The organism is Dysgonomonas sp. Shenzhen-Wh21, assembly GCF_043392705.1.
Lineage (GTDB): Bacteria > Bacteroidota > Bacteroidia > Bacteroidales > Dysgonomonadaceae > Dysgonomonas.
The window spans coordinates 1-14,784 of the sequence record NZ_JAIXHZ010000101.1 but is presented as its reverse complement, the minus strand read 5'-3'; the positions used below and the strand labels follow the sequence as shown (position 1 = coordinate 14,784).

Sequence of the window (14,784 nt, the reverse complement as noted above, 5' to 3'; positions counted from 1 at the left end):
AGTGGCTGTAATAAATATCAATAGGCCTGAGATGGTTGCTGATGGCAAGCATTCCTTTGTGAAAAGAGCAAACGAGAAATTTATCATCCGGCTGAGTAAAATACCATACGATTGCATCTTTATATTCTCTTTTGTAAGGAGGAAAATCCGATGCTATCTGATTTCTTATATAATCTGCTATCTCCGATTCTTTCTCTTGTTTTATTTTTGTTATTAAAATACCACTATTGTCTTTATACTTTGAAATAATCGTAGGAAAAGATAAATTTTCTCCGAGTACACCCGTTAAGCTGCGAAGCGCAGGATCATACTGGTATAGCATATCCAGATTATACTCTCTATTGATATTTATTACAGCCACTGCCTGAGGAGATATATATTCATAAATATCAACAGAGAAAGATTGTTTGTTCTTTTCAAGTTTGTTATATAATCGCCACCCTCCGATAAGGACTGCAATTATCAGAACAAATAAAATAACTATCTTTATCTCTCGTTTAGCCATTGTGTAATTAAACATCAATTTATACAAAGATATATGAAAGCTTTAGTATTTAAAGAACTTAAGTCTGTTTTTTGCTCTTCTTTCGGAGCGTTCTTTTCTTTAGCTTTTCTTCTCATTATAGGAGGTTTACTGTGGTTCTTCTCCGGAAAATACAATCTGGTGGATACCGGTTACGCTGATCTGAGCGGCTTTTTCGCTTTGTCTCCCATACTACTTTTGGTATTGATTCCGGCTTTTACCATGCGCTCTTTTTCAGAAGAACGAAAGGGAAAAACTTTAGATATTCTAATGACGAGACCTGTTAGTGTCTTCCATATCTATCTAAGTAAATATCTGGCTGCACTTATCTTCGTATTTATTACTTTATTGCCTACATGTATTTATGTTTATTCTTTATCTCAGCTAGCCAATCCGGTAGGAAACATTGACCTTAATGCTATTTTAGCCTCGTATTTTTCTTTGCTATTATTGGTTATGGTTTTTATAGCTATCGGTCTATTTGGGTCGGCTTTGTCTAAGAATCAGGTTGTAGCACTTATCACTTCAGTAATTTTAAGTGTTTTTGTTTACTATGGCTTCGATTTGCTCTCCGGCTTATTCCTTGCCGGAAAAACGCAAGCTGCCGTGTCATCTCTGGGACTGCTTCATCATTACGAATTGATGCAAAAGGGGGTTATACGATTTAAGGACTTGCTTGTTGTTGTTAATTATTTGGTTTTGTTTGTAATTTTTGCTCTTGTCGTATTAAGTGGGAGCAAATTAAGAGTTTTAGTCAGGGGGGGAGTTTTGTTTGCTATCCTTAATGTTGGATTGTACTTTATACCTAATTATAGAATTGATTTTACATCCGATAAGCGTTATACACTAAGTGATTATACAATAAACCTCTTGAAAGGTACGAAAAATGAGATTCCTCTTAATATAAATGTATATTTGAGTGGAGATCTCAACTATGGATTCCAGCGTTTACAGGATGCAACCGTTAATCTATTAAATGATTATAACCGATATGTGAATAGCAGTCTCGAAATAAGACAAACGAATATATATCAGTCCGAAAGTTCTGCCTCCGAGATATATGAGGCGATGGCACAAAGAGGTATGCCCGGTATTATCCTTAACGAGATCGATAGAGAAGGGAAAGCCAGCAAAAAAATAATATATCCATACGCCCAGATATCAAATGGAAAAGATACCCTGGTTGTTCCTTTGCTCAAAAATATTGCAGGGTACACAGCTGAAGAAAACATAAATGCATCTATTGAGAGTCTGGAGTTTGAATTTACAGACGCTATTCGCTTACTAAGTCAGGAAGCATCTAAGTCTATTGCCTTTATTGAAGGTCATAATGAGATTTTACGTACGTATGTATATGATGCCGAGGAAGTATTATCTAAATACTACACAGTAAATAGGGGGCAGATTGGTAACGAAATTAATATATTGGATAACTTTGATGCCGTGATTATTGCCGGGCCTTTATCAAAATATAGTGAAACGGATAAGTATATCCTCGATCAGTATATAATGTCCGGAGGTAAGGTATTGTGGCTTATCGATGGAGCTTTTTACTCTCATCAGGATCTCGCTCAATTAGGACATTCAGCAAGTATGAAAAATGATGTCAACCTCGATGATATGCTTTTTTCATACGGTGTACGCATAAATTCAAACCTTATTCAGGATAACCAGTGTGTTTCTACATATTTAATGAGTGACGAAGGAGCGCAGTCTGCATCCGTTGTGCCAAGCTATTTTCAGCCACTGTTGATCCCGTCTCAGGATTTTTCCATCACAAAGAATATAAGAGACGTAAAAGCCGGGTTTGCCAGCTCTATTGATATCGTAAACAATTCTCCAGATGTGACAAAGCATGTACTATTGACTACTTCAGCCAACACGCATTTAGTAAAAGTGCCGGATATGATTGATTTTGATATTGCAAAAATACAAAACAATAAAGGCTATTTCGACCTACAATTTGTCCCTGTGGCTGTAAGTCTCGAAGGTGTATTTACGTCCTTATTCCAAAATAGGAAGATGCCTGATAGCATTAAGGCTGATGGTTATAAAACTAAGAATATAAGCGAAAGAACAAAAATGATAATCGTTTCGTCTTCTGATATCATAACAAATGAAATTCAAGGACAGGGGCAAAGTTCTCAGGTATTGCCTATGGGTTATGATAGAGTTTCGCAACAGCAATTTGGTAACCGTGATTTTATTGTGAATGCCGTAAATTGGCTGACAGGAGATGACGGACTGATGCAGTTGAGGACAAAGCAACAAAAGCTATATATCCTGAACAAAAAAGAGGCTTATGAGAACAGAAATCAATATGCCATACTAAATATTGCTTTTCCTGTATTTTTTATTGCTTTGGTCATGGGTTCTATTTCTCTGTATAGAAAAAGAAAATATGGGAAGTAACTTGATATTCCGTTAGCTGAAGATAAGTCAATGTGTAAATAGATTTCTGAAAAATATCTAATTTTGCACACTTTCAGCCTATTTCTTTTTATATTTGTATTTACGATTTTAACAAAAGAATGGATCAGATAAAGCACCAAATTGATACTCTTCGGGAAGAGTTGAACAAACATAATTACGACTATTACGTACTTTCTGCACCAACTATTTCAGATTTTGAATTTGATAAGAAATTAAAGGAATTGACCGATTTGGAAACTCAGTATCCTGAGTATTTCGATCCTAATTCTCCGAGTCAACGTGTTGGTAGCGATATTAATAAATCATTCAAACAAGTCCCTCATAAATATCCCATGTTATCGTTGGGAAATACATATACAGAGGCAGAAATTACAGATTTTTACAATCGGGTAAAGAAAGGGTTGAATGATGATTTCGAAATTGTATGTGAATTAAAGTACGATGGAACATCTATTTCCCTTACTTATATCAACGGTCAGTTAACACAGGCTGTTACACGTGGCGATGGAGTGCAGGGAGATGATGTGACAGCTAATGTGCGTACCATTCGTAGTATTCCTTTACGATTGCATGGGACAGGTTATCCTGCCGAGTTTGAAATCAGAGGAGAGATTCTGATGCCGTGGTCTGTATTTGATCAAATCAATAAGGAAAGAGCCGAACAGGAAGAAGCCCTTTTTGCTAATCCCCGTAACGCTGGATCGGGAACACTGAAACAGCAAGACCCCAAGATAGTGGCATCACGTAAACTTGACTCTTTTCTCTACTACTTGTTAGGAGAAGATTTGCCTACAGATGGACATTACGAAAATCTGATGAAAGCGAAGGAATGGGGCTTTAAAATTTCGGATGCAACCAAGAAGTGTAAGACTTTAGACGAAATATTCGCTTATATACATTATTGGGACAAGGAACGTAAAAACCTTCCTGTAGCTACAGATGGAATAGTGCTTAAAGTAAACTCGTTGACTCAGCAAAAGAATCTTGGATTTACATCTAAGTTTCCTCGTTGGGCTATTGCCTTCAAATTTCAGGCAGAGCAGGCTGTTACCACACTAGAGTCTGTTTCATATCAGGTGGGGCGTACAGGAGCTATTACACCAGTGGCCAACCTTAGACCGGTAAAACTGTCGGGAACAACTGTTAAGCGAGCGTCACTTTATAATGAAGATTATATTAACTCTCTTGATTTACATCTCAATGATCAGGTCTATGTAGAAAAAGGAGGAGAAATAATACCTAAGATCACTGGGGTAGATGTTGCCCAAAGAAATATATTTGATACTAAAGTCGAGTTTATAAAAGATTGTCCCGAATGTGGTACACCTCTTGTCAAAGATGAAGGAGAGGCTATATATTATTGCCCGAACGACGTGTCATGCCCACCGCAGATAAAAGGTCGTATCGAACACTTCCTGACCCGAAAAGCGATGAATATTGCCGGAGGAACAGAGACTGTAGAACACCTTTACAATGCCGGATATATTCGAAATATTGCAGACCTATATACACTAAAGTGGCAGGATGTCTCTCGTCTTGAGCGTTGGGCTGAGAAGAGTGCCAAGAATCTCATAGATAGCATTCATGCATCGGTATCAGTTCCTTACGAAAGAGTACTTTTTGCTTTGGGTATCCGTTATGTTGGCGAAACCGTAGCGAAAAAACTAGCATTGGCTTTTCCTGATATCGATTTGTTAGAAGCAGCTACAATAGAAGACCTGACACAGGTTGACGAAATCGGTGATCGGATAGCTCAAAGTATCGTTAAATATTTTAGTAATCCTAACAATCTTGAAGTAATAAATAAACTTCGTACATTTGGATTGCAATTTGAACTTAGTGAATCTATTATTGCCCAGAGAACAGAAAAACTAAAAGGCTTGTCAATCGTAATTAGCGGGACTTTCGAAAAATATTCCCGCGATGAATACAAGAGTATGATAGAACAGAATGGAGGTAAGAACAGCGGTTCTATATCTTCAAAAACTAATTATGTCTTAGCCGGTGACAATATGGGACCTGCTAAACTCGAGAAAGCGAAAAGCCTGGGTATTCCTATTATTAATGAAGATGATTTTCTTAAAATGTTGGAATAATTTTTTGTATAAACCCTAAATAATTAAAATCGACCATGGAGCTAAATTTATTAAAAGAAAAATTTAAATCGCTATTCGGAACCGAAGGTACAATGTATACATCGCCGGGGCGTATCAATCTTATTGGAGAACATACCGATTACAATGGCGGATTTGTGTTGCCTGGAGCAATCGACAAAGCCATGTATTGTGTGATCAAGCCAAATGGAACGCCCGACCGTATTAAGGCATACGCTATGGATTTGTCTGAAATGGATGAATTCGGACTAGATGATATTCCGATCAAACAATGGGGAAAATATATCTTCGGCGTATGTCACGAAATAATGAAGCTAGGAAAACAGGTTCAAGGTTTTGACTGCGTGTTTGCAGGTGATGTGCCTCTCGGAGCAGGAATGTCTTCATCAGCAGCATTGGAGAGTTGTTTCGGATTTGCGATCAATGATATGTATAATCTTGGCTTAGACCGTTTTCAACTAGCCAAAATAGGACAAGCTACAGAGCACAATTATGTAGGAGTCAAATGTGGTATTATGGATCAGTTTGCATCTTGCTTTGGCAAGGCGGGGTCATTAATCCGTTTAGATTGTCGCTCTCTTGAATATAAATATATTCCGTTCAATCCGGAAGGATACCGCTTGGTATTGTTGAATACTTGCGTAGCACATGAGTTGGCTTCTTCGGCTTATAACAAACGTCGCGAATCGTGCGAAAATGCAGCATCATATATTCGTAAATATCATCCTGAAGTGGAATTATTGCGTGATGCTACAATCGACATGTTGAAAGAGGTAGCTAATGAAGTTAGTGCCGAAGACTATATGCGTGCAGAGTTCGTTATCGAAGAAATTCAACGTATGAGCGAAGCGTGTGATGCATTGGAAAGAGGTGATTACGAAACTGTAGGTAAGAAAATGTATGAGACTCATATCGGACTTAGCCGTAAATATGAAGTTAGCTGCGAAGAACTTGACTTCCTGAATGATATTGCACGTCAGTGTGGTGTAACCGGGTCTCGTGTAATGGGTGGCGGCTTTGGTGGTTGCACCATCAATCTTGTGAAAAATGAGCTTCATGATGATTTCATCAAACGTGCTACCGAAAGCTATGAGCAAAAGTTCAGAATCAAGCCGAAGGTATACGATGTGGTGATCAGTGATGGTGCCAGAAAATTATAAAAAATAACAGAAGCAGAATTTATTTTTCCCGGTTGAAAACGAAATATACGACTGCTCGTTTATTATGATATCTAACACAACAAAATTATTATGTTTGATTTTTTAGTAAAATGGAAAATAAATTCTGCTTTCCGAGATAATAAAAGAAAACATGCTTTCCGAAATTTAGAGAGCATGAAAAGTGTACTTATTCTGTTCTCATATAACGATTGGCCGGCTATAGATGCTATATCAAAAGATTTAATAGCAAATGGTAAAAAAGTTGTCTTGTGGACGTATCAATCTACAAAGAAGGCTCCGGGGAATACAATATTTCCGGCAAATGTGAGAATTATTCATCCTCAGGAAATGTCTTTTCTTCAGATACTTGCACCATCTGTCTTGGAAGAGTTCAAAGCATTGGAGTATGATACGCTTATTGACTTGACTACTACTGAAAGTAAGATTTATGAATATTTGCTGTCCAATAATTCTTCTGAGTTCAGTATCGGTATTGCAAAGCCGGATCAGCCTTTTTATGACTTTCTGGTACTCAAAACTGATGAAATGAATCTGCAGGAAACTTATCAGCAAATAAAAAATTACCTGAGCAAAGTGCTCTAGGGTGTAAATTAATTCTTAATTTTGCACAAACTGAAAAGAGATATACACTTTTCTAAAGATAAAGATTGACTTTATGTCCAGGATAAATCTGAGAGGAATGGGAGTTGCTTTAATTACTCCTTTTAAAGAAGATGAGAGTGTCGATTATGATGCCCTGCTTCGGCTTGTTGATTATCAGTTGCAAAATGGAACTGATTATCTGGTTGTACTTGGTACAACAGCAGAAACCCCAACATTGACCGAGGGAGAAAAAAAACAGATTGTCGAATTGGTGGTAAATAAAGTCAACGGTCAAATTCCTGTTATTATAGGAGAAGGTGGAAATAATACACGTGCCATTGTCGATAAGTTAAAGAAAAATGATTATGCCGGCATAGACGGTATTCTTTCAGTAGTTCCTTACTATAACAAACCATCACAGGAAGGTATATATCAGCATTATAAAGCTATCTCGGAAGCATCTTCCCTGCCTATTATAGCTTATAATGTTCCGGGGCGGACAGGTGTTAATATGACGGCTGATACAACATTGCGCATTGCTAATGAGTTCCGAAATATTGTTGCTGTAAAAGAAGCATCTGGTAATATGACTCAGATGGATGATATCATAAAGCGGAAACCCGAACATTTTGATGTGATATCAGGTGATGATGGGGTTACCTTTCCTTTGATAACCCTCGGCGCTGTTGGTGTCATATCAGTGATTGGTAATGCATTCCCTCGCGAATTTAGTCGTATGACTCGTTTGGCACTTGAAGGTGATTATGCCAGTGCTTTGACTATACATCATAGTTTCAACGAGCTATTCAACCTTCTTTTCGTGGATGGAAATCCGGCAGGAGTAAAATGTATGCTCAATATGATGGGTTATATTCAAAATAAACTTCGTCTGCCTTTAGTTCCTACACGTATAACTACGTATGAGCAAATAAGAAACGTATTGCTCGAACTCAATATTAAATGTTAGTTTAGACAAGGGTTACTTCTATTTCTCTTTCTCTCATCATCTCAATTATATGGGCCGGTGCGTTTTTGTCTGTAATGATGTGATGTATTTTATTTAAATCACATATTTTACAAAACCCTCTTCTGCCAAATTTTGACGAGTCTGTAAGTACAATAATTTTTTGTGCGGCATCTATCATTTGCTGATTGATTCTAGCTTCGCTCATGTCGCTGGTTGTCAGTCCGTAATCGAGATCAATTCCGTCTACCCCCAAGAATAGCTTGTTGCAGGAGAGACTCTCCAGTATGTTTTCAGCATAGTGTCCAATCACTGATACCGAGTTTTTTCTCATAATGCCTCCCAATTGAATGATCTCAATATTAGGGTTGTAGCATAAACTTAATGAAACTTTTACCGAAGATGTGATTACTGTAATACCTTCGCTGGCATTTATTTCGTTTGCGAAAGCGAGTAGGGTTGTTCCCGATGCTATTATAATTTTATCGTTTGACTCCAATAATTTACTTGCTGCTTTTGCTATCGATGATTTTTCATCCATATTCAGCTTTTCTTTCACATCTATATGTTTGTCTGATATAATTGAACTGAGACTACTGGCACTTCCATGATTGCGATATAACATCTTTTTGCTTTCGAGAAACTTTAAATCTTTTCGTATCGTAACTTCCGAAACTCCCAGTTTTTCGCTTAAGTCCAGAACTTTTACATATCCGTCTTCTTTAAGTTGCTCCAGTATATATTTATGTCGCTTCGCTATATTTCCCATATTATTTGCTAATTAGTTATTAGATCTTGCTGCAAAGGTATAAATATTTCTATTGTTTATGTAATATGCTTTGCATCTTTATTGTTAAGTTTTTTATTTTGTTATATGTGTTTCGTTTCGTAATTGTATGTTATGATTTCGAATTAATTATAAATATCTCCGAATTGTGATAAAAAAGTTTCGAATTTATTTGTTTATTTCAAACTCTTAATTAATTTTGTGTGTATATAGATGTGATACAATGAAACGAGATGATTATATAAAGCAAATAGCAGATAGATCTCTAATATGGGATTTTGTTGTTGTCGGAGGCGGAGCAACCGGGCTTGGTGCTGCAGTTGATGCTGCTTCACGAGGGTTCAAGGTTGTGTTGTTGGAGCAGGCTGATTTTACAAAAGCCACTTCTAGTCGCAGTACGAAACTTGTGCATGGTGGTGTGCGTTATTTGGCACAAGGAGATGTGAGTTTGGTTGTTGAGGCTCTTCGCGAAAGAGGTCTGATGAAAAAGAATGCTCCACATCTTGTGAAAGATCAACGTTTTATCATCGGAAATTATAAATGGTGGGAAAAGCCATTTTATACAATTGGTCTTACTATTTATGATCTATTGGCTGGGAAGAGAGGTTTGGGGCGTTCTTTGCCTATGACAAAGAAGGCTGTAGAATGTGAGATACCTCAAATAAATAAGACTCGATTAAGAGGAGGTGTTGTTTATCATGATGGTCAGTTTGATGACTCTCGTATGGGGATCAACTTGATGCAGACTGCAGCTGAACAAGGTGCACTTGTGATTAATTATGCTAAAGTGACCAATTTGATAAAGGATGATTCTGGCAAAATTTCAGGAGTAAATGTTTATGATGAAATAGGTAAGCAGCCATATTCGCTAAAAGCAAAAGTTGTAGTGAATGCTACCGGAATTTTTGTGGATGGTTTAATGAAGATGGATGCTCCGGAAAAAGACAATATAGTTCGTCCGAGTCAGGGTGTTCATCTTGTTGTAGATAAATCATTTTTAGGAGGGGATACAGCAATAATGATCCCAAAAACGAGTGATGGACGTGTTCTGTTTGGTGTGCCATGGCACGATAAGGTTGTTTTAGGTACAACAGACACTCCATTAAAAGAGTTTGTTTTGGAACCTCAGGCATTGGAAGAGGAGATAGAGTTTATTCTGAGAACTGCCGGAGAATATTTAGCGAAGAAGCCAACACGGGACGATATCCTTTCTGTCTTTGCTGGTTTGAGACCTTTGGCTGCGCCTAAAAAGGAATCTGACGGTAAGAAAACAAAAGAAATATCAAGAAGCCACAAAATTGTAATATCAGATAGTGGGCTCATTACTATTACAGGTGGTAAGTGGACTACCTATAGAGATATGGCTCAGGATGTTATTGATAAAGGTATTACTATAGGGGGATTGCCACGCAAAGAGTGTGTTACCAAAGATTTGCGAATACATGGATACAAGGAAAAGGTAGACAGATCCAACTTTAACTATGTTTACGGAAGTGATATTGATAAGATCGTTGAGCTTCAAAGCCAATCTCTGAAATTTGCCGAAAAATTACATCCCGATTATGATTATACAGTGGCTGAGGTTCTGTGGGCTGTTAGAGAAGAAATGGCTTTGACTGTAGAAGATGTACTTGCAAGACGTTTTAGGATTTTGTTTTTAGATGCACGTGCAGCAATTGATATGGCTCCACAAGTTACGTCGATTATGGCTATAGAGATGAATAAAGATAAGGAGTGGGAGGCTATACAAGTTCGTGAATTTGTGGAACTGGCTCAGCATTATTTATTAGTAGACTATAAGCCGAATTATATACCTTAGCATATGGAATGATAGCAGAAAAACTAATCATATAACTAATATACCATGGAACAGAAATACATTTTATCATTTGATGCCGGTACTACCAGCTCAAGGGCTATCGTATTCAATCGCAAGGGGGAGATATGCTCTGTAGCCCAGAAGGAGTTTCCGCAAATTTTTCCACAGAGCGGTTGGGTAGAACATGACCCTCTCGAAATATGGGCTTCGCAAGCTGCCGTAGCTGCTGAAGCCATTACAAAAATTGGAATCAATGGTACGAATATCGCCGGAATCGGAATTACCAATCAGCGGGAAACTACCATTGTCTGGGATCGTGAAACTGGAGAGCCCGTATACAATGCTATTGTATGGCAAGACCGAAGAACATCCGAATATTGCGATGCTCTGAAAAATGAAGGGCTACTTCCTGTTATCAAAGAAAAAACAGGACTGATTGTTGACGCATACTTTAGTGCAACAAAAGTAAAATGGATACTGGATAATGTTCAGGGAGCGAGAGAAAAAGCAGAAAAAGGAAAGCTGGTGTTTGGTACTGTTGATACTTGGATTGTATGGCAACTAACAAGAGGTTCGGTACATGTAACCGATGTTTCGAATGCTTCACGTACAATGTTGTTTAATATTCATACTTTGCAATGGGATAATGATCTTCTCGAGTTGTTTAATATACCGGTGAGTATGATGCCTAAGGTATGTGCTTCCAGTGAGGTGTATGGACATACACGAACTACAATTTTTGCCTCCAAAGTTCCTATTTCGGGTATTGCCGGCGACCAGCAAGCTGCGCTCTTCGGACAAATGTGCCTTGAACAAGGAATGGTAAAGAATACATACGGAACAGGTTGTTTTATCTTGATGAATACAGGGAATAAGCCTGTTGTATCAAAAAATAATCTAATATCTACGATAGCATGGCAGTTGGATGGAAAGACAACTTATGCTCTCGAAGGAAGTATTTTCGTTGGTGGAGCAATCGTACAATGGCTCAGAGATGGGCTTAAAATTATAAACTCTTCTTCCGAAATAGAGGAATTGGCCACGCAGGTAAAAGATAATGGAGATGTATATTTCGTGCCTTCTTTAACTGGCTTGGGGGCTCCCTATTGGGATCAATATGCACGGGGTACAATTGTTGGAATATCTCGAGGAACTACTTCTGCACATATTGCTCGTGCTGCGCTTGAAGGTATTGCTTATCAGACTATGGATGTAATCAATGCAATGATCTTGGATGCAGGCGTAGGGCTTAAAGAGCTTAGAGTAGATGGCGGCGCTGCTAAGAATAATTTATTGATGCAGTTTCAGGCTAATGTGCTTGGGCAAACAGTGATTCGTCCTCAAACTACCGAAACCACCGCTCTGGGAGCTGCTTATCTTGCCGGGCTTGCTGTTGGCTATTGGGAGAATGTAGAGGAGATAAAGAAACAATGGCATATTGATACTAAATTCGAGCCTGATCTTAAGATTGATATGCATTTGGCTAAGAAAAAATGGTCTGAAGCTGTTTACCGTGCCCAATCGTGGGTGAGATAATATTCTAATCTATATACCATGGGACAAGATATTTTATTCGAATTTATAGGCACAGCTATACTCATTTTATTGGGTGCAGGTGTTTGTGCAAATGTTAATCTCAAGAAGACATTGGGCAACAGTTCCGGTTGGGTTGTGATTTCTTTCGGTTGGGGCTTGGCTGTTTTTGTTGCAGCGTTTATTTCTGCTCCATATTCGGGGGCTCATCTTAATCCGGCTCTTACTATAGGCTTGGCAATTGCAGGCAGTTTCAAAGGGAGTGTAATCGGGTATATAGTGGCGCAGATGTTGGGTGCTATACTTGGTGCATCTTTAGTTTTTCTGATGTATAAGCCTCATTTCGATGCCGAGGAAAATCCAAATGCTAAAAAAGGTGTATTCTGTACGGGTCCTGCAATAAAGGCCTATACTTATAATTTTATCAGTGAAGTAATCGGAACATTCGTCCTCATGTTTGGGGTGTTGATGGTCGGCGGTGCGCAAATAGATGGACCGCTTCCGGTATCGTTGGTTATAGTATCTATAGGTATGTCATTAGGGGGAACTACCGGATATGCTATTAATCCGGCTCGTGACCTTGGACCACGTATCGCACATGCAATACTACCTATAAAAAATAAAAGAGATAGCGACTGGGGCTACTCTTGGATACCTGTTCTCGGACCGATAGTTGGTGCTGCTCTAGCTTCGGGACTATATTTGTTAATCAAGTAGAAACTATATCTAATACCAAAATCTAGTTGTTAAAACCTTTTTAAATTACTAAGTTATGAAAAAGATTAATTTTATGCGTAAGGCATTATGTCTTGCGGTAGTGATGATTTTGACTTCTTCGTTCGCTTTAACGGCTCAAACATACCGTTATATAAAAGGCTGGCCGAAAGAAGCTAACGATCGTATTGAGAGCTTTTTGAACTCTACGATTACGATGAAAGAACGTAAAGTAGCCATATTTGACTGCGATGGTACACTGTTTGGTCAGGTTCCTTACTATCTGGCGGATGAAGCTCTTTTTAGTTTTGCTCAAAAAACTTATGGAAATAGAACAGACAAAGAAGCAAAAGAAAAAATGGCAATTGTAGATGATATGCTTCATGGAAAAGATAATGTGGGAATCGCTTATGTGCAAAAGCGTGTGAGATTTTTTGCCGGATTATCTCCAGACGAAATATCTACAATAGGGAATGATTGCTATAACGAAAAATTTCAAGGGAAGTTCTATCCTGAGATGAAAGAATTCTTAGCAAATCTACAAGAGTATGGAATCGAAATATGGGTATTGACTGCATCTCCTGAGTTTTTATATCAACGCTTTGTTCATGAACAACTGGGTATTCCTGTAGACCGTATTATCGGAGTGAAATCTGCTGTAAGAAATGGAAAGACAACTGACGAATTAGTATTGCCAACCCCTCAGGATTGGGGCAAAGCTGAAACTATTCACACGTTTATAAAAGCTCGTCCGATTATCGTTGGTGGTAATAGCCGTGGTGATATGGAAATGATGGATGAGTCCGTAGGATTGAAGTTAATGGTTAATCCTGATAATGTGAAGATAGAAAAAGAACATGCCGGAAATATGGAAGGTATGACAGTAAAACAATATTGGGATAAAGATCCGAACTGTGTTATTGTTTATTGTAACGATGTTCCCGAAGGAAACTATAAATATACAACTCAGGAATGGGGTGTGAAAGTTAATAAAACCAATAAGAAACAATAGCCATGTCTAGTTGTAGATTAACTATATTGGCTGCTCTTTCTCTGTTTGCATTTTCTTCATTGTTTGCTCAATCTGTAGATGTGAAAATCGCAGATGAAACCGTGAAAATAACTCCAATGGGTCGCTTTTATTTTGACGGAGCAACTTATATAGAAGACGGAACAGACCTAAGTAATGGGGTAGCTATGTCAGATGTCCGGTTGGGACTAAAAGCGAAATATAAAAGTTTCGATATGAAAGTTGATCTCGGATTTGCCGGAGGGAAAGTAGGTTATAAAGATATTTTCTTGCAGTATAATCTGAATAAAACATCTTATGTTAGAGGCGGACATTTTGCCGAACCATTTGGTATCGATCATATGGAGAGTTCTGCTAACATCAAGTTTATTACTGCCAACGCTACATCGTTTGCTTTCTCTCCGGGAAGAAAACTGGGAGTTGAGTATATCGGTTGGAATAAATATGCATGGGTAGGTATAGGAGCATTTGCTGATGGCGACTCTATGACTAACTCCATTGAAGGAGATGATGGATATTCGGCTACAGGGCGTGTTGTATTTAATCCGTTGCAGCAAGATGGTAAAATATTCCATATAGGCTTAGCCGGGTCTTATCGCAAGGCCGATGCTAATGGATTTGATGCTAACGGTGTGCAGAAGCCGAAAGTAATCAGCTATGGAAGTTCGTTGATCACAAATGTAGAAAAGCGTAAATTTATTCAGGCGAGTATATCAAATGCCGATTATCAGGCTAAATATGCTGTAGAGCTTATCGGAGCATACGGTCCTTTGTATCTTCAAGCTGAATATTTCCATAGTAATGTAGAAAGAAAAGATGATCTGCCTGCGTATAAAGCTAGTGGAGCTTATGCTCAAATTGGTTTCTTGGCTATTGGTGGTAATTATACTTATTCATCTTCTTGGGCGAGGATGGGTACTCCGAAACCGAAGTCTTTAGAATTTGCATTGAGGTACAACTATACCGATCTTGATAATAAAAACTCAGGGATAAAAGGAGGTAGAATGAGTGATTGGACGCTTGCTGCAAATTATTATTTAAATAAATATATAATGTTAAGATTAGACTATTCTAATGTTTCTTTAGGTAATACAAATCCTTTGG

The 14,784-nt window shown here is 38.1% G+C and carries 11 protein-coding genes and 1 pseudogene; 10 read left to right on the top strand and 2 right to left on the bottom strand.

From position 1 onward, the window contains the following. A pseudogene (locus LDB17_RS06570) lies at nt 1-505 on the bottom strand (hypothetical protein); the annotation flags it as partial. Nucleotides 506-538: 33 nt separating this feature from the next. Between LDB17_RS06570 and gldG the strand changes: the two are divergent. From gldG to dapA, 5 genes are all read left to right on the top strand, one after another. Beyond that, on the top strand, nt 539-2,935 hold the full coding sequence (gene gldG / locus LDB17_RS06565; RefSeq protein WP_252636475.1) for a gliding motility-associated ABC transporter substrate-binding protein GldG: 2,397 nt from the start codon (nt 539-541) through the stop codon (nt 2,933-2,935). A 119-nt stretch (nt 2,936-3,054) separates the two neighbouring features. Beyond that, the gene (gene ligA, locus LDB17_RS06560; protein ID WP_252636474.1) at nt 3,055-5,052 is read left to right on the top strand and encodes an NAD-dependent DNA ligase LigA; all 1,998 of its coding nucleotides are present in this window, start codon (nt 3,055-3,057) and stop codon (nt 5,050-5,052) included. Nucleotides 5,053-5,087: 35 nt separating this feature from the next. Further along, nucleotides 5,088-6,230: a galactokinase gene (gene galK, locus LDB17_RS06555; protein WP_252636473.1), complete on the top strand. Its 1,143-nt coding sequence runs from the start codon at nt 5,088-5,090 to the stop codon at nt 6,228-6,230. A 90-nt stretch (nt 6,231-6,320) separates the two neighbouring features. Next, complete coding sequence (locus LDB17_RS06550; RefSeq protein WP_393924947.1) at nt 6,321-6,833, top strand: DUF6913 domain-containing protein; 513 nt, start codon at nt 6,321-6,323, stop codon at nt 6,831-6,833. Nucleotides 6,834-6,906: 73 nt separating this feature from the next. After that, on the top strand, nt 6,907-7,800 hold the full coding sequence (gene dapA, locus LDB17_RS06545) for a 4-hydroxy-tetrahydrodipicolinate synthase (protein WP_252636471.1): 894 nt from the start codon (nt 6,907-6,909) through the stop codon (nt 7,798-7,800). Nucleotide 7,801: 1 nt separating this feature from the next. Here dapA and LDB17_RS06540 read toward each other — a convergent pair whose 3' ends face one another. Continuing rightward, a complete protein-coding gene (locus tag LDB17_RS06540; protein ID WP_252636470.1) occupies nt 7,802-8,566 on the bottom strand; it encodes a DeoR/GlpR family DNA-binding transcription regulator in 765 nt (254 codons plus the stop codon). Between the two features lie 241 nt (nt 8,567-8,807). Here LDB17_RS06540 and LDB17_RS06535 point away from each other — a divergent pair, with 241 nt between their 5' ends. The 5 genes from LDB17_RS06535 to LDB17_RS06515 all read left to right on the top strand — a co-directional run. Further along, nucleotides 8,808-10,403, top strand: a complete 1,596-nt coding sequence (locus LDB17_RS06535) for a glycerol-3-phosphate dehydrogenase/oxidase (RefSeq protein WP_252636469.1) — start codon at nt 8,808-8,810, stop codon at nt 10,401-10,403. Nucleotides 10,404-10,448: 45 nt separating this feature from the next. Continuing rightward, nucleotides 10,449-11,939 carry a glycerol kinase GlpK gene (gene glpK, locus LDB17_RS06530; RefSeq protein ID WP_135104052.1) on the top strand — a complete coding sequence of 497 codons (1,491 nt, stop codon included), beginning with the start codon at nt 10,449-10,451 and terminating at the stop codon, nt 11,937-11,939. Nucleotides 11,940-11,957: 18 nt separating this feature from the next. Next, the gene (locus LDB17_RS06525; protein WP_252636468.1) at nt 11,958-12,653 is read left to right on the top strand and encodes an MIP/aquaporin family protein; all 696 of its coding nucleotides are present in this window, start codon (nt 11,958-11,960) and stop codon (nt 12,651-12,653) included. Between the two features lie 55 nt (nt 12,654-12,708). Continuing rightward, entirely contained in the window at nt 12,709-13,662 is a 954-nt protein-coding gene (locus LDB17_RS06520) for an HAD family phosphatase (RefSeq protein WP_252636467.1), read from the top strand. A gap of 2 nt (nt 13,663-13,664) precedes the next feature. Next, nucleotides 13,665-14,784 (top strand): OprO/OprP family phosphate-selective porin (locus tag LDB17_RS06515; protein ID WP_393924946.1); only part of this gene is annotated, 1,120 nt, incomplete at its 3' end.